This window comes from Methanomethylovorans hollandica DSM 15978, assembly GCF_000328665.1.
GTDB classification, from domain to species: domain Archaea; phylum Halobacteriota; class Methanosarcinia; order Methanosarcinales; family Methanosarcinaceae; genus Methanomethylovorans; species Methanomethylovorans hollandica.
The window spans coordinates 1455267-1477266 of the sequence record NC_019977.1; the positions used below are offsets into that span (position 1 = coordinate 1455267).

Sequence of the window (22000 nt, forward strand, 5' to 3'; positions counted from 1 at the left end):
TAGGCTCTAGAGATAAGCTGTAATAATAAGCTAGAGAAGATTTCGATAAACTTCATTTTTAATCGATCTGCACAATATATTCTCAACGCAAAGTAGCAAAGATGAAACGTGCCGCCTGCAGCAGTGTGTTGTTTTGATACAAAATGCATAAATATTCTGAAGAACATCAACATCTGTTCAAAGGTCATCTGGCATTTTCAGAATATATAACAGAAAACAAAAAATGTTATAGCATTCTTTTAAAGTCTTCAATGCTTAATCCGATATCTTTGATTATAGAACTTACGATCTTGGGATGCAAACTCTTTCCAGTATGGTAGGGTATTACAATTCTTTTTGCATCATTATTTCTGAATACCATGTGACTTCCTGACTGTCTAACAAGCTGAAATCCAAGACTTTCAACAATTCTGATCAACTGCTTAGCTGTTACCCTTGGCAGTTTTTCACTCATGCAGTGACCTCAACGGCTACCAGGCTGAATGAGTTGATATCTGAAATAAGATCCTCACATTCTTCCATATCCTGCAGGACCAGCCTAATTGCATCTTTGATGTTCTCAAGTGCTTCTTCGTATGTATCGCCCTGAGAATAACACCCCTTAAGGGCCGGACACATCGCAAAATACCCGTCTTCATCTTTTTCTATTACAACAGGTAATGTGTATTTCTTCATGCTTGCACCTTATTTTTAATATCCACACCTTGCTATTAAAAACTTCCTTTCCTGAGCATGCTGCGAATTGTATGGATACGGCTGGCAATATTATGGAGCATGTTCTCAATGTTCATTGATGGATCCATGCTGTTCGATAGCCCTGATGTCGCGTAAAAAGAACTCATGTGGATTATTATTCACATGATCCGACCAAATTTGATCTCATTCACCAAACCATTCGTCTCTTGATATTTCACCATAATAGGGATCATCGTCTTCAATAATTTCGTATCTGGCTTTTTCAAGGGCTGCCTGAATGTATTCAACATCTACAGGCAGGAGTCCCCTTGCGGAAGCTGGGGGAGGAATGCCGTGCATATTAACCGATTACAACTAAATATTTACATGTTATCTATAAATACTTGCGTGTGAATTACTATGCATGGAATCTACTAGAACTATCCAACTGAAAATAGCTGATCCTGATTTTGATCTAGTAGAAACCATAAAGAAATATGCACAAGGTATGAACTACGTTTCTGAAATTGTTTTTGATAATGAGAAAGTAATACCTGCTAGGAAGTTACAACCTTTAGTTTACAACCACTTAAGAGAAGAACTTGGTTTGAAATCTCAGGTTAGTTGTAATATACCCAGACAAGTAGCTGGTACCTATAAAACAATTGTAGAACTTGCTAAACAAGGTTTGAGTTATTGGCAAAAGATAGTATATTCTCCTACATCGATGATATTGTCGTATAAGAGAGATTATACTATAACTGAAAACTCAGTTAGTATAACTACTTTTAGCAGTGGAAGGAAGACCTACCAACTTGTTAATTACCCTTATGCAATGCAGTTTTTTAAGTCTCCCTGGAAGTTTGGAGCATCGAAAGTAGTCAAACATGATGATGGATCATATTACTTCCATCTGACCGTATATCAGGAAATACCCGATAAACGAACTGAAGATGCTTCTACATTCATGGGAATTGATGTTGGTATGAACTATCTGGCTGTTGCATCTACCACCGATAAGAAATGTAAGTTTTTTGCTGGTGGAGAGATTAAGAACCAGAGAAATATCTACAAGAACATGAGAGCAAGGTTACAGTCTAAGGGAACTTCATCGGCTAAAAGTGTGATGAAACAATTAGCTGGTAAAGAGAAACGTCTAATGAAAGATGTAAACCATTGCATATCTAAAGCTATTGTTAAATTTGCAGCAGAGAACAATGTTTCAGTAATCGGGTTTGAAGATCTGACTGGTATAAGAACACGAACTGAACACAATATATCAAAGAAACATCGGTACCATCACAGCAGTTGGGCTTTCAGACAACTGCAATCATTTGTAGCGTATAAAGCGAAATTAGCTGGAATTATTACCGAATATGTAGATCCTGCATTTACTTCCCAGACATGTTTCCGCTGTAATCATATTAGCAGGAACAATCGACACAGCCTCAAATTCCATTGTGAAATTTGTGGTTATGAGGTGAATGCTGATCTTAATGCTGCAAGTAACTTAGAGCATAGAACACGAGATTTTAGGTATACCTTAGAATCTCAGGGGTGTCAGTCAATCACCCATACGCACGAGATGATCTGATATTATTATCAGTGACATGCAAGCCCTTTCCTCGACACGCTGTAGCGTGGCAGGGAGGGGTAATTGACTAAGCATTTGTAGCATTCGTGAAGTTTGCTATAAGATATAGTTAACAACAGATATGTGTCTTCACCAGTCCTTTACGACATTGCAGCTTTGCGTTAAAAAACAGTTGCAGTAACAAATCTGTACAATATATTCTCAACGCAAAGGCGCTAAGACGCCAAGGCGCAAAGAAGTAAAGAAAAGAATAACAGGTTTGTGCCCCCGCGATACTGCGGCTTCACATTAAAGATCTATCAGTAAGAAACAAACATAGCCGGAGAACTATTGAGCAAATCATCCAGATTATAGATACTTACTGCATAGTAACATTACTATAACTTTTGATCACTGCTGCTTTCATATAGATCTGCATATGTCCCTTTCGTTTCATCGTTACAGAACGTAGGATTGATCTCAGAGCTTGCGGTAGATCACACTTCGATGACCAATGTCGATTACGAAGACAATTAGTTTGTCGCCGTCAATGCTCATGATCACACGATATTCTCCTATCCTTAATGAATACAAAGGAGATCCCGGAGATCCTCTGAGTTTCTTTACGTGAGCTTTTGGGTCCTCTTGTATCTCCTTGATAGCAATGACTATTCTTTTCGCTACGTCAGTAGGAAGTTTCTGCAAATCTCTTCTTGCTCCGGGAGAATACAGGATGGAATACATCAACTAAGCCCCAGTTCAGCTTCAATTGCTTCCTGGGTGTAGTATTTCCCCTTTTTCAGGTCTTGAAGAGCCTCTGCGATCCTTTCAAGGGTTGCATCGCTCAAAGGCTCGTTATCATATGCTATGTTCAGCAGACGGGCGATCACATCATTATATGATTCCCTGGAATGCAGTTTCAGATCATCAAGCCTACCTTTCAGCTTTGGATCAACTTTTATTGTAGTTGCGTGCATATACTATGGTATATGTAGGTATACCATAAATACCTGTTCTTTATACATGGAAAAAACAACCACTCGTCCATTATAAAAGGATTTGAATGCAAATTCACAGGCATCAGGGATATGAAATAATGCTCCTCCATTTGGGATAATTATCTTGAAGGATGTGATCATTGCAATTTTGCGTTTAAAATTATTTGCATTAAGAGATTAATGAACCTAAAAAATGAACATAAGAAATTAATATTAAATTATAATATTGTTTTATAATTAATAAAGTATGTACACAATTTTTATTAACGCAAAGGCGCTAAGACGCCAAGGCGCAAAGAGTAACTAAATAAGTTTTACGTCTTCATGCCCTTACAGCTTTGTGTTAAATAGGATTTGTAATACCAAATGGATGTGGATTAAAACAATAACAGAGATCACAAAAAGATGCACTTGAACCCGGAAAACAAATAAATGAATCTTCACAGCAGCGGTAGAGTCTTTACATCGGCGATACAAAGATCCGGGCGTGTTAAACAGTTTCTGCATATGCAGATCTCCAAAATGTAATAACCCAATTTCATTTTTTCGGGCTCGTGTACCATACCCTTGCTTATTCCGAAGGACAGGGTACTGTAAGCTGTAAGCGATGGGTCAATTCCAGTATTTTTCTTTTTGTGACCGTAGATGTCATGTAACAACCTGCGTCACTTGATGGTACGCCCCATCCGTTCTTGTTCAAAAAGTCTAATGGAAAGGCAACACCTTCGATAATAACCATTAGACAATATGGGATGTGTGGACGCCCTATATATATTTGAGTGTGCAGTATCAGAAAGAGTATCTATAATTAGAGACAATATTACCTTTTTTCAAACCGTATCCCGTGATCGCCAGAAAAGAGAAAAAGTAGATTAGTCGTCTAATTTGAACTGTTTCCTAAGCTCTGGCTCGAAATCCCCGTGTCCGAACTTCTTAAGAATGGCCAGCTTTTCTTCGAATGTTTCCCTCATCCATTTTTTGTGATCTTCCGGAGGTATATACTCGATCATTCCCGGCTTATATTCCTCTACAATCCTGGACATTATGGATCAACCACTTTGATGAGGATATCTTTTGATATATCAGCAGACACCACATATAAATAATTCTAAGTTGTAGTCTACATCATGGACAAAAAACAAACAACCCACCAGAATAATAAAGAAGTACCTGTTCTGGAAATAAAGATTGGAAAGCATCTAAAGAACAGTATGCATGATAATGATGCACTATTAAAAGAACTTGCAGAGTTATAGCTCTGCTGTATTCCTTCTTATCCACTCTTCTATTGCGTCCACTGACATTTTATACTCAGCCACTGTGATTAGCATTTTCTTAGTGGTATTTTTATCCGCGACAATTTTGTATCCTCCATTTCTGAGGATAACATCGGCTAATGCAAATGCAGTTCTTTTGTTGCCATCAAAAAATGCGTGAGCCGTTGTGATGGTATGCAATGCTATGGCTGCATTTGCGAAAACAGTTTTTAAGGGGCTCAATTTATACTGAATAAGGTGATCAATAGTGGCTTCAATCATTGTACCATTTGTGCCGCCATATTTCTCAATGAGAGTATCATGGAGCGTAATGATATCTTTCGTCTTCAAGCCGTCCATTAGTAGGGATGGGGTATTATTCGATATACTCTTTTTGGGAACTTCCACTCTGAGAGAAACACTCACGCCCTTCTCAAAAATAATCCTTGCTGCAAGATCCTGATCCAGAACATACTTAGAGATCCTGTACTTATCGTTGAACTTGTCGATGTTCTCAAATGCTTTGTCAACCTTTGCAGAATCGTCTAGGACACCTGAGAAATCCCTGTTCTCAAATATCATGTTTTTGTCGATCTCTTTTGTGATTGGTACTGGAACAAGGCCAGATCTGCAGTTGTGCACTACAATACCGTTTGCAATATAGCTCTCATCTTCCAAGACCGCTATATTGTATACCTGCTTAGGCTCGGATGGCTGTGAAACAATGACAAATCCGTATCCTTTGACTGTGCATACCATGTCATCTACATTCAGCTGTCCAGCTTCCACCCACTGGTATACACCGTTGTACATATCCCATTGAAGTATGGGGTGGTTCGGTGTGATACGAATATGATAAGACGACGTATGCAGGTCAATTCCAGAGTTTTTCCTTTTGTGACCGTAGATGTCATGCAACAACAGAGCACACAAAGAGTGCGCATAGCCCACAACCGCACAACATACGGTCCGAATGCAGCCTTGCTTGCAAACCCTTAAATAATTTATATCATATCATGCATCTCATACAAAAATATCCGAAGCTTCGCAAGTGGTGGATGTAACCGGATTAAAAACTACAATCCTGCGGATGGTACGAACTGTGATAATTATTAAAGAGGCTTTGTTTTGAAAATAGCTATCATTCTGGGCACCCGCCCGGAGATCATCAAGATGAGCCCTGTGATCAGGGAATGTGAAAGACGCGGTTTTGAATATTACATTCTCCACACCGGCCAGCATTACAGCTACGAGATGGACAGGATCTTTTTTGATCAGTTGCAGCTCCCGGCAGCCAAGTATAACCTGGACGTGGGCTCGGGCTATCACGGTGCACAGACCGGTAAGATGCTCGCCGGCATTGAGCAGATCCTCATGGAAGATACACCGGATGTGGTGCTGGTGCAGGGTGATACCAATACCGTGCTTGCAGGAGCCCTGGCGGCTGCCAAGCTGCACATCAAGGTAGGCCATGTGGAAGCGGGCCTGAGGAGTTTTGACAGGACCATGCCTGAGGAGATCAACCGTATCATGGCCGACCATATTTCCGATTACCTTTTCGCACCCACCGCAACCTCGAAGCAGCATCTGCTTGCCGAGGGCATCCCGCAAGAAAAGATCTTCGTCACAGGCAATACCGTGGTGGACGCCGTGTACCAGCACCTGGAGATCTCTAAACACACCGCCAGTCCCCTTAAGGACATGGAGCTTCAGGAGAAAGGCTATTTCCTCACCACCGTACACCGGGCTGAGAACACGGACAGCAAAACACGCCTATCCGCCATACTCGATGGTTTTGGGCAGGTCTGTGCAGAATGCTCCTTACCCATCCTTTTCCCGGCTCACCCCCGTACCGTGAAGATGATCCATGAATTCAACCTCTCGATCCCCGAAAGTGTGCGCATCATCGATCCCGTAGGCTACCTGGAATTCCTGCAGCTTGAAAGCGGTGCAAGACTGATCCTCACCGACAGCGGCGGCCTCCAGGAAGAAGCCTGTATCCTGAGTGTGCCCTGTGTTACATTAAGGGATAACACGGAGAGGCCGGAGACTGTGGATGTGGGGGCTAATATCATTTCAGGGAAGAATATCATTGCAGGCGTCAGACAGATGATGCAGGCGGGGAATGGCTGGAAGAATCCCTATGGAGAAGGGGATGCAGGTAAAATTATGATCGATGAACTAATTGCGAATGTGTAAATTATCGGGTGTTACTATATGACAACCGGGTTCCGCTGCACTGCAGCTTGCTGCAGTTGCCCGGAAGGATGTGCACTTTTAGTTGTGCCTGTCTGATGTGTCAGGCCTGTATTATTATATAATGTAAAGTATTTTGATCAATCTCTTTGTGATCGATTTATACAATTTTTATGACTGCCAGGATGCTAAGGAGCAAATAGCAAGCTTTGCGCCCTTGCGTCTTTGCGTTAAAAATGATCTGCAGTAACAAATCAAGAGATCAGTAACTTCCTCTTGATAACTAATATAACAGCCTATGCACTATATTTTTCAACAAATGATGTGTATCGGATATGAGGGCCACATCACAATACTTAAATATCTATAGAAAACTAATGTGCTGTTACAAATTTCATATGTAAATCTATAGATTTCGGTGAAATTATAGTTAAATACCGATGGTTTGTAACTTATAAATGCTAAAATCGCATTTAATAGATGGTGATGGTAGTGCCATAAGTTTCAAACAAATGGTTGACAACTATAAAACTGTATAGAATGGGTGTTGTTACGATGTTAGAATGTGCACCGATAGTGTCAGCAGTTTTGAGCTGGTGATCACAGGCGCAGGGCGTACATTGTTTGCTTACATGTTCCAGAAGACTTGTAGTTTGCCCTTCATAACTACAGTCCATAGGCTTGTAAACGTCTTCCTATTCGGTATGATACCGCTGATTTCTCCGGGTCTGGGATTTTTGTAAAAGAAAAATAAGGATAAAAAATATGGAAAGCATAAACACCATGCAAGATGCCTAATCTTTCTTAGTAGCTCTTCAACTATGCGAATTTACATGCAATGTATTTGAAATGATCTAAATTAAGAAAATATTTGAGTAGGAAATCATTGTAATGGATACACCTGGTATTAATTACTCTTATCTGTAATTTATGTATACTTGCATTTTATTTTCCCGGACTGTTTAATATGAGTGTTAGGAAGGAATTATTGCAAAAATTCGGATTAATTGGATTTGCAAATCTTGTTTTCTCACTTAATAGTATAATACTACTACCAGTATTAACAAAAAATCTTAGTATCCTTGAATATGGAATTTGGGCACAAGTAGTTGTTACTGTAGGTTTTGCTCCTTTACTTCTTATGTTTGGCTTACAGTATTCTATGGCACGTTTCATTCAATCTGTCGATAGTAAGAAGGATATTCAAGAGATATTCTATTCAGTATTATCATTTGTTGCTATAATCAGTTTACTTGCTTCTATATGTGTCTACATAGGTGCAGATATTATTTCTTTCTTATTGTTTGATGGAGAAGTAGCTATAGCACAATTGCTATCTGTTATTATTTTCACTGAATCAATTAATGCAGTTTTGATCCATTTTTTCAGATCCATTCAAGAAACCAAAAAATATACTATTTTTTTACTCATGCAAACTTTAATTCATATATTCTTGACATCTACTTTGGTTTTACTCGGTCAAGGAATCTATGGAGCTACCTTTGCTATTATAATAAAAGGTATTTTGATGTTCATAGTAATGTTTTATTTTGTGATTAAAAAAATAGGATTTAAATTACCAAAGTTCAAATTTTTGAGAGAACACATAGCTTTTGGGCTACCTACTATGCCTAGCGAGCTTTCAACCGGGATAGTTAGTTCAAGTGATAGAGTTATAATATCATATCTATTAGGGCCTATATTTGTTGGATATTATGCACCAGCATATACCTTAGGGAATAATATTATGTTTGGTTTAATAGCGCCAATTTCTTTGATATTACCTCCATTTCTTGCAAAGCTATATGATGGTAAAGATATTGTAAATGTAAAAAATATAATAGAGAATACTTTAAAATACTTCTTGTTTATTGGCATACCTGCTGTTTTTGGCTTATCTATTTTATCTAAACCAATATTGGAACTTTTGACAACTAATGAGATTGCTTCTGAAGGCTACTTCATTTTATCTATTACTGCAATAAGCACTCTATTATTTGGTGTGTCAACGATAATAAATCAAATATTCATACTCAAAAAGAAGACACAAATAATTGGAAAGATCTGGCTTACATCAGCAATACTAAAGGTAACTTTAAACTTCTTTATAATACCTCATATAGGAATTATAGGAGCAGCATTTGTAACATTAATTGTATTTATGTTTAGTTTAACATTTTCTATGTATTATTGCTTAAAATTGATCCGGCTGAAGATGGACTATATTTTTATCAGCAAAGGTATACTAGCATCTGTATTAATGGCTCTTCCAATTTTAATTGTACATCCCATTGGATTTATTGAAATGTCAATGTGGATTGTAATATCAATATTTCTTTATATCTCAATAATGCTCTGTTTCCACGCCTTCAAAAAGGAAGAGGTTGAGTATTTAAGAAATAAAATATCTTCGACGTTAAATAGATGAAAGTAGATGAAAAATTATTATTTGCCTGCGAAGTTACGCTAAAAAAATAAACATTAATGTGTTGAATATAGTAACTTTTACTTGACGATTTGTTACAGGTATAAATTTTGAAAACTATAGTATTTAGAAAATTATTTTATTATCAATTATCTTTTTTAATAAAAAACATCCTTCGTAAATTGATATGTATATAATGGCTCTCTTCAACATCGTGTGGGTAATGTCAATTTTCCTGCCATCAGATAGATCATGGTATTCCTGTATTTTTCCGTCTTTAGACCATAAGATCTTTTAAAAGCAGTTTTAATTTTATTGTTTATTCCCTCTGCAACTCCATTGTTTATACCATTCTTCATTGCTTCAAGAATTCCCTGCGCATGTTTTTTGATCGCTTTTGACACTGAAATTATCTCTGGGATATTGCTATGGGTTCCCCAATAATGCCATTTATCAAGGTATTCCCTTGCTATTGATGTCTCTTTTATTGTCCACAATCTTTGAAGGGCCAATCTAAACTGGTATGCCTTAGCAGTTTTTGTATCAAGGTTCTTAATAGATTCCATGATAACGTTTTCTTTCTCTGACAATCTATCAGGATTCTTTAACCACATAAACCTGGTATTCTTAAGAACATGGTTTTCTTTTGATTCAGTTCTTCTAACTCTATCAACTGAATCATTCATCATCTTTATCACATGGAACTTATCAAAAACGATCGTAGCTTTTGGGAAATATTCCCTGGCTCCACTTTTGAATGCAGGATACATATCCATAGATATGTATTGGATCTGTTCGTGATCTACCTTGCCAGCGATCTCTGTTCTGAATTTTTGGAACACATCCTTTCCTTTTCCATTTTCGATGTGTATGACTCTTGCTTCTTCCATATCATAGAACAAAGTGACGTAGTTATGGCCCTTTTTAACAGCTATCTCGTCTACTCCGATCGTTTTAATATATGATATATCCCTTTCTTCTTTTGCTTTGTCTACATAATGACTAAGTATTCTCCACACAGAATCCTCATGAATATGTACAATATCAGCTACAGAAGCTACTGGCATTTCTTTGCACATAGCAACGATCAATGCTTCAAAGAACAAGGTAAATCCAGTGTTCTGTCTGGTCCATGGAAGATCGATCAACTTCACACCATGTCCATTACACTTTATTCTGGGAACCTTTGCATGAAGATAGGTTTCGTAATGGAAGAAATCTAGGTGTCTCCATACTCTTTCTTTTGTATCATGAATAGGGCATAACTCATTACATACAGGACAGAGAAATTTGCTTCCTTTTATAAAATCAAGGTAAATATCCATCCTTTTCTTAGAAGTATCGAGATTTAGTTCTTTTACAAACCAGGGAGGAATTATTCCCAGAGCAAGTTGAATGAGGTCTTTGTCTTCCATTAAAAAAGGTTTAGATGAAGTAACATATTAATTTACCCACTCAATGTTGTGGAGATCCTATATAATTAACAATTGAACTTAGATTACTTTCACGTACAGTATTAATTTTATGTTTTATCAATGTTATTTTTGAATGTTCTGGGACCCTTCTACTCAGACCTTCTTTTCTTGTGTCTTTGCAAGGATTGCACATTCCACATGGTTTTCCATTTATTGGATAGTGACAAAACCATGTTTCATCCATAATATGCTTAAAACACATCTCACTAGCTTTTTGTTCCATATCCAGTTTTGTCATGTATAATACTGGAAAGTTGTAGTACCTAAAAATTTGCAAATAACTATCTTCAGAAACATTATCTAAAATATAAAACACATCATTATCTTCAGTAACTTTTTTAATATTATTTTTTATAAGGTTAAAAGGCTTTGTATCTTTTTCAATACATAATTCCAATGTCAGATTATTTTTATCTGCAAAACTCCCTAACCAGACATATTGAGAACCTAACTTGAAGGACTTAATTATATTGTTGTACATTTGTTTAATCTCAGGCTTTTCACAAATCTCGGCCTTCAGAACAGTTTCGGTTTTTAAGATTCTATGATATGCATCCTCATCTAATTGTTTTATAAGAACTTTTATTTTATCCATTGATTTTTGTTCATGTTCAATTGATTTTCTCTCTTCATCAATTATATAATATGGTTGTACAACTTTTTTCTTCACAATGACTAAGTCGAGTAACCTATAAGTTGAATCCCAACCTCCAGTCCATAACAAATTATATGTTTTCATATATATCCCTTTTAATATATTTTAACTTTTAATCTAAAGAAAATTTCGATTAACTTACCTTCCTCGTATTTATTAATAAATATTGCCTCTATTTACTATTAAATCTCAACTTCTTGGGATCATAATCTTATGAATTAATGTCTATTTCCATTAAGGATTGTTCCAATTATAGGTTTTGTAAAAATCCCGATTTAAAGGACAAATATAACCTTGACATACCCCTATCAAAGTAATGAACTACTAGTTTGGAGTTAATTCTTTTACTTGACTATAGTACTTTTCAAAAAAGTTATTTTATGATATAATTTCTTCTTAAACTTCTGTGCCATTATCCTGTAGCAGATACCCTTCATTCTATTTGTGTTTTTTTGTCGTAAGTGGTGCTCAGGAGTTAAATCCATTTTGAATTATTATGTTAAATAAGATGGACAATAAGATTTCTACATATTGTACATCCTCACTTTTTATATGTGGTTATCATTCCATTGGTGTATATTTGTGAAATATTTAGATTAAAATCAAGATCTTGCTTCGTATTCGGGTTGATTTTTTCTTTTCTAGTAGAACCTACATGATACCTACTATCAGCCATTCTTCCAAAATTAAATCCAACCGTTTCATCAAATTTATTAAATACGATATATGAATTCGAAGTAATATTTTCAGCGTCTACTAGGATATTACCTCCATCTTCATAATATATATAATTAGTTAATGGAACCTGAATTTCAGAAATAAATCCAGGATTTACAACAATGCTTGGACTTGTAGAAACATTAGTATTTGAAATATCTGTATTATGGTTCATTTCAATCCATAACAAACTTTTTATTTCATAATCAGTTTCGTATATTTTCCAATAAGGTTGTTCTCCAACAAAGGGACTTGTTTCAAAACCTGCAATCGTACTAGATGAAGAGAAAAACTGTAGTATTAAGATTAATAATACAAAAATAGTTTTTTTAGCATTATTGTGACGGTTTATATTTCCAAAAATCCAAAATATAGAAGCACTTGCAAGAAATACCAAAGACATTTGTTGCATAAATGCATAAATTCTGTTAGGTAATAAATAATATAAGTTTAAAACGGCTCCAACTCCAATTAAACCAAGAAATACAACAAACAAAAGCGAAATAACATTACTAAATAGCGAGCGGTGTCTTATATAATAAAAAAGTCCAATAACAGAAAGGCAAAGCAGAATTGAACTCCCAATTTCGTTCAAGAATATATTTCCAAGTGGCAATTCATCATAAAATGTAATAGATTTAGAGTATGTAGTTATATCTCCTGTAAATACTTGGATATATGAATCAACAATATTTACAAAACTTTTAAATATGGATGAATAATACATCCAATGGGTTAAAAGCATTAAAATAAAAATTGTAAAAACACCAAAAGATTTAACTTTATATCTTTTAAAATCTGCTTTAAAAAGTAACTCTACTAATAATACAGATGCAATCATAAAAAACATAATAAATGCACTATAATGATGTAAAAAAATTATATATGCTGCCATAATAATAGACAAAATAGTTGTATTAACTTTTTTACCACTAATATTTTTTAGGAGCAAAAAGAAAAAAAACAGAACTGCTGGGTACATGTATGATAAATGTGAAGGGTGAGATCCCCAATAAATTAAATAGTCACAGCAACAATACAATAAAGCTGACAATAATCCAAATCTGGTGTCAACCATCATTCTGCCAATCATAAATATGAGTAGCACGCCTAAAGACATAGTAATTGCACCTAATAAATTATAAATTATTAGCGGAGAGTATGGTTGAGTAAAATACATTGTGATCGCCACTAATAAATGATGCATTGGAAAACCAGAGTATACATAACCAGTAGGTACTGTTCCAGTTTCAATAATAGGTAATATTATATTATATACATGATAAAAATTGTCCGGGTTCCCAATACCTAAGGGGTACAATATTTGATTGCTGATAGATAAATTACAAAACAGCAATACACATTTTAAAATTGTTGTTTTGAATGTTTTTTTTGAATTGAGAAAAAAAATGTCTATCGCGATACTAGCTGTACAAATTGAAATAAACAGATAGTACCATACTGTTTTTGTATAAAACCCATCCAAAAGTGTTAGAAGACTTAGAGAATAGAATATAAAAAATATTATGGAAAATGCATGTTTGTAAGGAGTATATGGATAATTATAATTTCCTTCTTTTAATTCGCTATTAGCAAATTGCTGTTTAAATATAATGAAAATAATTAATCCAATTATTGCTGCAAATACTAAAAAAAGATAACTGATATAGTTTAGAGAGTATAAAAAGAAAAGTACAAATGTTAATATTAATAAAGACAAATATTCAAATTTACGAAAAAATAATTGAGAGAATTTACTCAGAGTTTGCAATACTTTTTCTTTAAACATACATATCACCAATATCTATAAGACTTATACAATAGCACTTTGTATGTATTCAAATAATTATAATTAAGCACGATGGTTTGTAACTTATGAATGCTAAAATCGCATTCAATAGATGATGATGTTAATAACATAAGTTTCAAACAAATGGTTAATAACACTATAATTATCAAATACACTCATTTATCTATAATAGTGAAACTTTGTGGTTATTATTTAAATCTTTTTTCTGTAAAGCTGATTGATTTATTATTGATTAATAACTATTTTTTGATTGTATGCTTGCTATATTCCAACAGAATAATGGATTTTTTAGATTCATCAGCTTTCATGCCTGTTTATTCATCTCATGGAATATTTTTCATATTGGGTAATTCTTGTCAATAAAATACACTACCATAATATATTTGTACTTCAATCGTTCTCTGAACTTATGTTTGAAATAATTGATCTTAACTTTCCAGTCGAACCTCTTTTTATTCTATCAGTCAATTTGACCTTGACTAAAACCTCATTTTTGAGGTATTTTTGAGCCTCCAATTTTATTTGCTCTAATTTATCACTTGTTAGATTTTGTGAAACAACTATATTTATTGACATTTCATCAGGTTTTTCTTGAACAATCTGATATTCCAAAATTTCCTCCGTCTGTTTTATCAACAATGATAAAACTCTTGGAGATATAAGTTTTCCACTAGGTAGAATTATAAAGTCATCGCATCTCCCTTCTAAGGATTTCATAAGAGGTAGGCTTCTTCCACAAGAGCACATTTCTTCAGTAGGGATTCCCACATCTCCAACTTCATATCTGATGAGAGGCATAGCATAATTGTAAAGACAAGTGTAAACTATATTCCCACTATCTCCAGCAGAAATATTTTCTCCATCTTGAACAAATTCAGTGATCACACTGTCCACATCAAGATGGTAACCACAATGTTCAGAACATTCCCATCCAGTTCTATTTACTTCAATGCAACCAAATAAGTCAACTAATTCCACATCAAAGGATGAATTGATCAATTCCCGCGTATTAGAATCAAGCATTTCTGCTGTAGTAAATATATTTTTGGGATTAATTTGTTTAAGCGAATTGTTTTCAATATATAATGATATTAGTTTTAATTGAGAAGGATAACCTACTATAGTAGCAGGATCTATTTTTATTAATGTATTAACCTGATCTTCAATAGTATCAAAGATGCTTAAAGTTTGCAGGTTAAAAACACCTAGTTTCTGAAACCATGAAGGATTATTTGAAGTTCTTGCATCACCTATATTTACCCATTTATCTCGAACTTTCAATCCATTTTCCATCATCGATCTCAAATTTATTGCTTTACTAAAATCATCAGCTGCAATATCATATACAGCTTTTAAAGGTTTTCCAGTGGAACCGCTTGTAGGAATTATCTTGCACTTATTCAGGTCCACATTTTTTGCAAGGATTGTTCCAAGACTATGCTCTCTTACCTCTTGCTTAGTAGTAAAAGGTATTTTTTTCATGTCATCTATTGTTCTAATGTCTTCAGGTCTTATTCCTGCATCTTTGAATTTCCTGTTGTAGAACTCAGTATTATAATAAGCATGCTTGACAATGGCTCTGAGCTTTTTATTCTGCAATTCTTTTAGTTCTGATGGTTTAAGCCATTGATTTTTACGAGCCTGATGAAGGAACCTGAATTTATTGAGAGATCCCATAATTATTACCCTTTAGGCGAACCATTCAACAAATTTTTTTAATCCTTTCTCTATGCTTATTGATGGTTCATATTGAATTAGTTTTTGTGCTCTAGACACATCCGAAAGCGTATTTTCAGCATCTCCTTTTTGTGACACGGTATATTCTACTGCTGATTTTGATTCAATTATGTATTTCAGAGTAATTATTAAATCATTAACACTAATTCGATTCCCGCTTCCTATATTCAAAACCTTACCATCAGTAACTTTACAATTAAGCAATTTAATATTTGCTTCGACAACATCATCGATATAAGTAAAATCCCTTGTTTGTTCCCCATCTCCATAAACAGTTATTGGCTCATTTGCCAGCATTTTTTTTGTAAATATGGATATGGCAAGATCTGGTCTCATTCTGGGTCCATAAACAGTAAAGTAACGTAGAGAAGTAGTTGGCAACCCATAAACTTCATAGAACACACGACAGTAATGTTCCGCAGCAAGTTTACTGACGCCATAGGGAGATACTGGTTCTGTAGGATGTTTTTCATCAAAAGGCAGGTAGCTCACTTTTCCATAGACTGAAGAAGAAGAAGCATTTATTACTTTTTTTACGTCTGCTTCAAGAGATGCCTTGAGTACGTTCAGTGTTCCCACTACATTTATATTATTAGGTTTGAATGGATCTTCCACAGATATGCGTACTCCTGCCTGAGCAGCCTCGTGATAAACGTAATCCACAGTGCTGTCAATGATCTGCTTCATACTCTCAAGATGTGTAATATCAGCATTTACAAAAGTGACATCCCCGCTGTTAAGGGCAATATCCAGGTTCCTCTTTTTTAGTTCAACAGAATAATAGGGGTCAAGGTTATCAACGATTACGATCTCATGACCATCTTTAGCTAGTTTTTCTGCAATGTGGGAGCCTATAAAGCCCGCACCACCGGTAACTATTATCTTAGAAATTATATCAACTCCTCATAAAGTGAAATTGTTTTTTTGACGGTATCTAGCCAGGAATATCCATTCAAAACTTGTTGTCGTCCGTGATTCCCCATATTTGCTGCAAGTTGGGGGTCTGACAAGATAGTAGAAATGCTATCAGCCAGAGATTGTGGATCTTTTGTAGGAACTAAAAAACCACTACCTTCTACAATATCGACCAACTGAGGTAATCTAGAACAAACTATGGGAACACCACATGACATAGCCTCTAAAATGGTTCGTGGCACGCCTTCTTCAAGGCTTGGCAGTACAAATATGCTTGATTGATGGTATAATTGGACTATTTCAGAGTTAGGAATAAAATCCTTCAAAATAATACTATTTTCAAGACCATAATTGTGTATTTTTCGAATTATTTTGTCTTTATCTGGACCTGTTCCAACCATTGTTAAAATTATTTTGGGATAATCAGATTTTAATATGTTCAACGCATCAACTAAATAATCAACACCTTTTCCTTTTACATATCTGCCAATCCAGAGTAATTTTTGTTGATTCAAAGGTGCATTTTCAGGTGGGATAAATAAATCAGTATCAATACCATTGTGTACAAGAGATATTTTTGTAGAAAATACACCCATTTTTATGATTATATCTTTCTCTTCTTGTGTATAGCAAATAATCCTGTCTGCAGATCTAAATATTAATTTTGCGACAGTTGAATTGTATAAGCTTTGAAACCACTTTGGAGCAGTTTGTGATCTAAGTCCATGATTAGTAATTACTAAAGGTGAAGAACCAATTGTCCTTATGACTGAACACAAAATTGTAGAAAAATATAGGTGTCCATGTGCATGTATAATATCATAATTATAGCGGTTTTTATACAAACTTTTAAACATCCTTAAATTAATAGGATTGCCTAATAATTTAACAAGGGGTTTAAATTGGTACACATTATAATTTGTTGCAGATTCTATTGAAGATTTAGAGCCTAATGAAGTGGTATAAACATCTACAGAATGTCCGAATATAACTTGTCGTTTTGACATTTCATGAGCATGTATTCCAATACCACCTACAACATAAGGATATAAATCTGAAATAACACGCAATATTTTCAAAATTAATACCTCGTCTGCTAGATGAAATCTTTTTTCAACAGTTTTTTTCAAAAATATTTCTCAGAAAAAATTGATAATTTTTAAGTAATCGGTTTAAATAGATTTAATTTCATTTAATCTCTCAAGGATGAATTTCTCATCTAATCCCACCTGGTTGAGAACTTCCTTAATTTCATCTAAATATACTACATTTTCGGCAGCTAAGCGTTTTAATGCTTCTTCACGAGTTATAATGCCTTCTCGAACCATTATGGCATATAAATCGTCTTTTTCAGTCATATTTAGTGTGTTTAAGTACATTAAATCTTTTAAATGACTTACTTTACAATCAAATCTCCAAGATGAATTTAGGTTTTGAGGATAATCCCATCCTATCTCATTCTTAATTCGTGATAGAACTTCTTGTTCATCCCATGGAATATAATAGAACAGATCTATGAACTTTATATCAGATGCAAATAACCGAGGACCGAGTGCATGTGGATCGCCATATAAATAACCTTTAACCATAGTCGGTATGCATTTAGGATGATAATAAGCTGGAGTTTTAGCAGTATTTGCCAACACACCATAAAGTATTTTTACAAAAGTAGACTTGTGGTCTTGATCTCGTGATATATTGATTAATTCTTTTTTAAAAGACGTGTCTTCATAGGGATTATGACCTACAACAACACATTTAATATCATTCATTTTAGCATATTTTATAATCTCACAGAAAACCACTTTACATGAAATACACATCATAGGGATTGTTGCTGGGGATGGATGTTTGAGCCAAACTTTAAAATTATGTTCAAATGTCTTTTCATGTGTATTATTTTTAGATTCAAATGAAATTAAATCTACACCCAGCTTTTTTACTGCATTATCTATGTTTCTTTTTGCCTGAGGGTCTGTAAATGGATTATAGTAATTTACTGCCAGAACTCGCATATTGTAATCTTTAACAAGTTTAAGTAAGGCATAAGAACTGTCTCTTCCTCCACTCAATCCTATTATACAATCATATTTTTTGTCTTTTTGTTTCAGTGCATTAAGCACAGATTTCAATTTTTCTTCGCCTTCATACTTTACCTTTTTATAAGTATGACAATAATTGCAAACTCCATTTTCATCAAAGGAAATGTTTGGAGTTGTATCAGGAAGAACACATTTTGTACATCTCATTATCTAGGCCTCATACTTTAAATCAGGATTTTCAATCGCTCTTTTTTATATTTTGGGCAAATTGTACCATTGAATTTAATATTAGTCCACTGAAGATCCCAAAAACACCCACTAAAATAAATGTCATCGCCAGCAATGCCTTACCAATCCAGAAGCCGTCACCTGATCTATAACCATATATTGTCCAGAATCCAAAAACCAGTCCTAAGAACATACAAATAAACCCAGGCACCCCGAAATACAGCAGTGGATGCTTTCTTTCAAACTGGTTCAAAATAGAGCTTAACACCGCTGCTCCATGCCGTAATGGGTTGAACGTGGAACCTTCTACATCATATCTGCATGTGATGGGCACTTCCTTGATCCTCAGGCTGGCACTGCTGGCGTCTGCGAGCATCTCGGACTCGATGCCCATGCCGTTGTTGTTAAAAGTGAATGTGTCAAAGGTGTTGCCGGCAAAGGCACGAAAACCGCTCTGGGAATCGTTGATCTTTGACTCGAAGCTTCCGCCCAGGTTAGTGGCGAAGGTAAGGACTTCCTGGCCTAAACGGCGGTATTTGGGCACTTGCAGATCGTGGCCTTTAAGGAAACGGGCACCGTTGACCATGTCGGCATCCTTCTGGAGAATGGGTTCTAAAAGCCGGGGAATTTCATCGGGATTGTGCTGGCCGTCCCCGTCCAGGGTCACCAGGATATCCACGTTGTTGTCCATGGCCCATTTAAAAGCAGTGCGAAGAGCAGCACCCTTGCCTGCATTCTTCTCATGGCGCAGTACCGTGGCTCCCATAAGCTCGGCTACTTTATACGTGCAGTCAGCACTGCCATCATCGATGACCAGCACCTCGTCCACGTACTGGCGTGTACGGGCGATGACACTGCCTATGCCGATCTCCTCGTTATACGCAGGTATAGCAGCAACAATTGTCATACCAGACACCCCTGTACACAAGGCATGGGTGGAAGCCTGATACTATTGTTATCTTGCTGGTCTCCCTCCGTTTTGTTCCTTAATCCTATCTGCATAATATGAAAATCAATACAATGTCTCATAATATAAATCTTTTTAATCAGCATCAAAAGTATATTGATAAAAGATTTAAAATATGTAGCAGCAATAGAGGAATCAAGGCTCAGCGGGCGTATATACCGGGCGCGGGGTATTTCCGGACAGCTGCCCGAAGGATTGTGAATTTGTTTTAAGTCCGCAAATTATCGGTTGTGTAGAGCAGCCGGTCCTGAGGGCACAGCAGTTGCCGCAAAATTTACCGCCGCTTACCGCCATTGTCCCGACGGGGGAGTAAAGGACCTGCCAGACTGCAATTCCTGGGGCGGGTTTGCAGCAGGCGGTCTTAAGATCATGTGTTTCTTTTCTTTTTTCGATGCTCATATCCCAGGGCAATTGCTTCCAGCAACAGGAGGCCCGCGAAGAAGAGCCATACACCGGACAGATCTGTCGGCCCCTGCTCTGTTACGATCTCCCCCTGGGTAAGCGTGGTGTCCGTACCTCCGGGGATACCCTTCGCAGTACCCGCAGCAGTATCAGTGCCTGCAGCAGTACCCGCAAGAGATGCAGCTGCTTTTTCCGCCGTGATGGCAAATACCGAGAAACCCGATACATCTGACTCATATACCGTGTAATCCGCTGTGCTGTTAACCAAGGTGACAGGCAGCAGTTCCCAGGCAGTGCCATCGTATCTCTGCAACCTTATGTCCTCTGGCTGTACATCCATATCTGCCATCCAGGCATTGTTTACTTTGAATTGCACCCGAGGATCCCGGATGTTAGCCTCAGTGGCGAATTTGGCATTGCCCACCCAGATGTTAATGTATCTGTATACAAGCCCTGCAGGAGCGCTATTCACAAGCCTGGACCTGTTATGCAGCACTTCTATGGTGGACTTGATCTCGCCTGCATTCTTCAGGGCATAGAAACTAACCGCCTGGATGTCATTACCAGGTCTTGTGAACTCATAGGTGACATCGGCATTCATTCTGACATATGCATTGGCTGCATCTTTAAGCGCAATATTCGCATAATCCTCACCGCTTCCGGCACTACCGCCGCCACCGCCTCCGCCACCACGGCTGCTGCTACTGCCACTGCTACTACCGCCTCCTCCCCCGCCTGCGCTGGTATCTGCAGAAGACGTTGTAAGACCGATACTGACAGCATATCCCTGTAGTCCGCTCACATTGTACGGGATCAGCGTGTAGTTATAGGCCGTACCGCTGCTCAGGTTACTGTCCACATAAGATGCCGATCCGGTCACATTGCCGAGGATGGCATCATCCCGGCCGATTTGCACCAGGGTAGTGTCATTGGAAGCTTCCCAGACCAGTGTTATGGAACTTTCCGTGACATTAGTTGAGATATTGTATATCCCGGGAAGCTGCAGGGTAGTGGCTGAGCCATTGGCCCACGCTGCACTGATGTTTCCGTACATATCCGCAGTACATATGCTGATATTGTAGGTCATGCCTTCAGCAAGCTGCGTTGCATTGTAGTAGCTTTCGGAAGTATTTGTGACAAATGTACTGTTCATGTACACCATCACATGACTGAAGTTTTGATCATCCGGCTTTACCCAGCTCCAGTTAAGCCAGCTTGCACCTGCGGATGTTACCTTTAGGTCCGTTACAGATAGGGAAATTATATCCTCGGCTGTGATCCGGGATGCATCGAATATTTCCTCAGCCTCCAAAAGATCCGTAACGGCCTGCTGTACTTCCTCTGCAGTTGCATCGGCGTCATCAAGAGCGGTCTGAGCCATGTCAATGGCTGCATTTAATGCATCAATTGCGGATTGCGGGTATTGGTCTATGTCAGTGCCGATAGTTGCATTTTCCGCTTTGGCACTCACTGCAGTGATATTGGCTTGCAGTTCTGTTTTGTCAATTGCGGTTATCCTGGCTGCATCGAATATTTCCTCAGCTGCCAAAAGATCTGCAACTGCCTGCTGTACTGCCTCCGCAGTTGCATCGGTGTCATCAGCAACTGTTTGAGCTATGTCAATGGCTGCATTTAATGCATCAATTGCAGATTGCGGATATTGGTCTATGTCAGTACCGATAGTTGCATTTTCCGCTTTGGCACTCACTGCAGTGATAGTTGATGTTAATTCGCCTTTATCAACAATTTCCTCTATAGCTATGCATGTTCCCATAGCCATTAGCGAAAACAAAAAAAAGATACAAAAATAACTTGCTCCTTTTCCAAGATAAGTAGATCTCTTCAATGTCATTTGTATTTGTACCACCGGTTCTGAGGATATGTATTTTAAGTCAGTTCTCTTTTTTATTATGATGATGATGGTACGTT

At 36.8% G+C, this 22000-nt stretch carries 23 protein-coding genes; 5 read left to right on the forward strand and 18 right to left on the reverse strand.

Annotation, left to right across the window (positions count from 1 at the left end; genetic code table 11):
• Positions 1-226: 226 nt before the first annotated feature.
• The 3 genes from METHO_RS06985 to METHO_RS13660 all read right to left on the reverse strand — a co-directional run bounded on the left by METHO_RS06985 (position 227) and on the right by METHO_RS13660 (position 1035).
• The gene (locus METHO_RS06985; RefSeq protein ID WP_015324836.1) at positions 227-454 is read right to left on the reverse strand and encodes a type II toxin-antitoxin system HicA family toxin; all 228 of its coding nucleotides are present in this window, start codon (positions 452-454) and stop codon (positions 227-229) included.
• Entirely contained in the window at positions 451-675 is a 225-nt protein-coding gene (locus tag METHO_RS06990; RefSeq protein ID WP_015324837.1) for a type II toxin-antitoxin system HicB family antitoxin, read from the reverse strand. The genes METHO_RS06985 and METHO_RS06990 overlap by 4 nt, the downstream gene beginning before the upstream one ends.
• Positions 676-879: 204 nt before the next feature.
• Entirely contained in the window at positions 880-1035 is a 156-nt protein-coding gene (locus METHO_RS13660) for a hypothetical protein (RefSeq protein ID WP_015324838.1), read from the reverse strand.
• A 64-nt stretch (positions 1036-1099) separates the two neighbouring features.
• Here METHO_RS13660 and METHO_RS06995 point away from each other — a divergent pair, with 64 nt between their 5' ends.
• Complete coding sequence (locus tag METHO_RS06995) at positions 1100-2269, forward strand: RNA-guided endonuclease InsQ/TnpB family protein (RefSeq protein WP_015324839.1); 1170 nt, start codon at positions 1100-1102, stop codon at positions 2267-2269.
• Positions 2270-2728: 459 nt separating this feature from the next.
• Here the strand turns inward: METHO_RS06995 and METHO_RS07000 are convergent, their stop codons facing one another.
• The 4 genes from METHO_RS07000 to METHO_RS13670 form a co-directional block, all read right to left on the reverse strand.
• Complete coding sequence (locus METHO_RS07000) at positions 2729-2992, reverse strand: type II toxin-antitoxin system RelE family toxin (RefSeq protein WP_015324840.1); 264 nt, start codon at positions 2990-2992, stop codon at positions 2729-2731.
• Positions 2992-3225 (reverse strand): DUF7557 family protein, encoded by a 234-nt coding sequence (locus METHO_RS07005; RefSeq protein WP_015324841.1) that lies wholly within the window; start codon positions 3223-3225, stop codon positions 2992-2994. Before METHO_RS07005 ends, METHO_RS07000 begins: the two co-directional genes overlap by 1 nt.
• A gap of 592 nt (positions 3226-3817) precedes the next feature.
• Entirely contained in the window at positions 3818-3985 is a 168-nt protein-coding gene (locus METHO_RS13665; protein WP_156811056.1) for a hypothetical protein, read from the reverse strand.
• Positions 3986-4118: 133 nt separating this feature from the next.
• On the reverse strand, positions 4119-4289 hold the full coding sequence (locus tag METHO_RS13670; RefSeq protein ID WP_015324842.1) for a hypothetical protein: 171 nt from the start codon (positions 4287-4289) through the stop codon (positions 4119-4121).
• Between the two features lie 84 nt (positions 4290-4373).
• Between METHO_RS13670 and METHO_RS14300 the strand changes: the two genes are divergently transcribed.
• Complete coding sequence (locus tag METHO_RS14300; RefSeq protein WP_015324843.1) at positions 4374-4502, forward strand: hypothetical protein; 129 nt, start codon at positions 4374-4376, stop codon at positions 4500-4502.
• On the opposite strand, the gene METHO_RS07010 is transcribed toward METHO_RS14300, so the two are convergent.
• A complete protein-coding gene (locus METHO_RS07010; protein WP_015324844.1) occupies positions 4497-5315 on the reverse strand; it encodes a type II toxin-antitoxin system death-on-curing family toxin in 819 nt (272 codons plus the stop codon). The two genes, METHO_RS14300 and METHO_RS07010, sit on opposite strands and share 6 nt — an antisense overlap.
• A 39-nt stretch (positions 5316-5354) precedes the next feature.
• On the opposite strand from METHO_RS07010, the gene METHO_RS14135 reads away from it, so the two are divergent.
• Both METHO_RS14135 and wecB read left to right on the forward strand, forming a co-directional pair.
• On the forward strand, positions 5355-5501 hold the full coding sequence (locus tag METHO_RS14135) for a hypothetical protein (protein ID WP_156811057.1): 147 nt from the start codon (positions 5355-5357) through the stop codon (positions 5499-5501).
• Positions 5502-5630: 129 nt separating this feature from the next.
• On the forward strand, positions 5631-6701 hold the full coding sequence (wecB, locus tag METHO_RS07015; RefSeq protein ID WP_015324845.1) for a non-hydrolyzing UDP-N-acetylglucosamine 2-epimerase: 1071 nt from the start codon (positions 5631-5633) through the stop codon (positions 6699-6701).
• A 470-nt stretch (positions 6702-7171) separates the two neighbouring features.
• On the opposite strand, the gene METHO_RS13680 is transcribed toward wecB, so the two are convergent.
• Positions 7172-7375 (reverse strand): hypothetical protein, encoded by a 204-nt coding sequence (locus METHO_RS13680; RefSeq protein WP_156811058.1) that lies wholly within the window; start codon positions 7373-7375, stop codon positions 7172-7174.
• Between the two features lie 290 nt (positions 7376-7665).
• On the opposite strand from METHO_RS13680, the gene METHO_RS07020 reads away from it, so the two are divergent.
• The gene (locus tag METHO_RS07020; protein ID WP_015324846.1) at positions 7666-9126 is read left to right on the forward strand and encodes a flippase; all 1461 of its coding nucleotides are present in this window, start codon (positions 7666-7668) and stop codon (positions 9124-9126) included.
• A 203-nt stretch (positions 9127-9329) separates the two neighbouring features.
• Here METHO_RS07020 and METHO_RS07025 read toward each other — a convergent pair whose 3' ends face one another.
• The 9 genes from METHO_RS07025 to METHO_RS07065 all read right to left on the reverse strand — a co-directional run bounded on the left by METHO_RS07025 (position 9330) and on the right by METHO_RS07065 (position 21851).
• Positions 9330-10538, reverse strand: a complete 1209-nt coding sequence (locus tag METHO_RS07025; protein WP_015324847.1) for an ISL3 family transposase — start codon at positions 10536-10538, stop codon at positions 9330-9332.
• A gap of 40 nt (positions 10539-10578) precedes the next feature.
• Positions 10579-11337, reverse strand: a complete 759-nt coding sequence (locus METHO_RS07030; RefSeq protein ID WP_015324848.1) for a hypothetical protein — start codon at positions 11335-11337, stop codon at positions 10579-10581.
• Between the two features lie 457 nt (positions 11338-11794).
• On the reverse strand, positions 11795-13759 hold the full coding sequence (locus METHO_RS07035) for a hypothetical protein (RefSeq protein WP_015324849.1): 1965 nt from the start codon (positions 13757-13759) through the stop codon (positions 11795-11797).
• Between the two features lie 411 nt (positions 13760-14170).
• Entirely contained in the window at positions 14171-15457 is a 1287-nt protein-coding gene (locus METHO_RS07040) for a phenylacetate--CoA ligase family protein (RefSeq protein WP_015324851.1), read from the reverse strand.
• A 12-nt stretch (positions 15458-15469) separates the two neighbouring features.
• Positions 15470-16411, reverse strand: coding sequence for an SDR family oxidoreductase (locus METHO_RS07045; protein ID WP_015324852.1), 942 nt, complete (start codon positions 16409-16411; stop codon positions 15470-15472).
• Entirely contained in the window at positions 16408-17511 is a 1104-nt protein-coding gene (locus tag METHO_RS07050) for a glycosyltransferase family 4 protein (protein WP_156811060.1), read from the reverse strand. The genes METHO_RS07045 and METHO_RS07050 overlap by 4 nt, the downstream gene beginning before the upstream one ends.
• A gap of 93 nt (positions 17512-17604) precedes the next feature.
• Positions 17605-18681: an ATPase of the PP-loop superfamily implicated in cell cycle control gene (locus METHO_RS07055; RefSeq protein WP_015324854.1), complete on the reverse strand. Its 1077-nt coding sequence runs from the start codon at positions 18679-18681 to the stop codon at positions 17605-17607.
• A gap of 31 nt (positions 18682-18712) precedes the next feature.
• Positions 18713-19609 carry a glycosyltransferase family 2 protein gene (locus METHO_RS07060; protein ID WP_015324855.1) on the reverse strand — a complete coding sequence of 299 codons (897 nt, stop codon included), beginning with the start codon at positions 19607-19609 and terminating at the stop codon, positions 18713-18715.
• A gap of 427 nt (positions 19610-20036) precedes the next feature.
• Complete coding sequence (locus tag METHO_RS07065; RefSeq protein ID WP_015324856.1) at positions 20037-21851, reverse strand: PGF-pre-PGF domain-containing protein; 1815 nt, start codon at positions 21849-21851, stop codon at positions 20037-20039.
• Positions 21852-22000 lie beyond the last annotated feature (149 nt).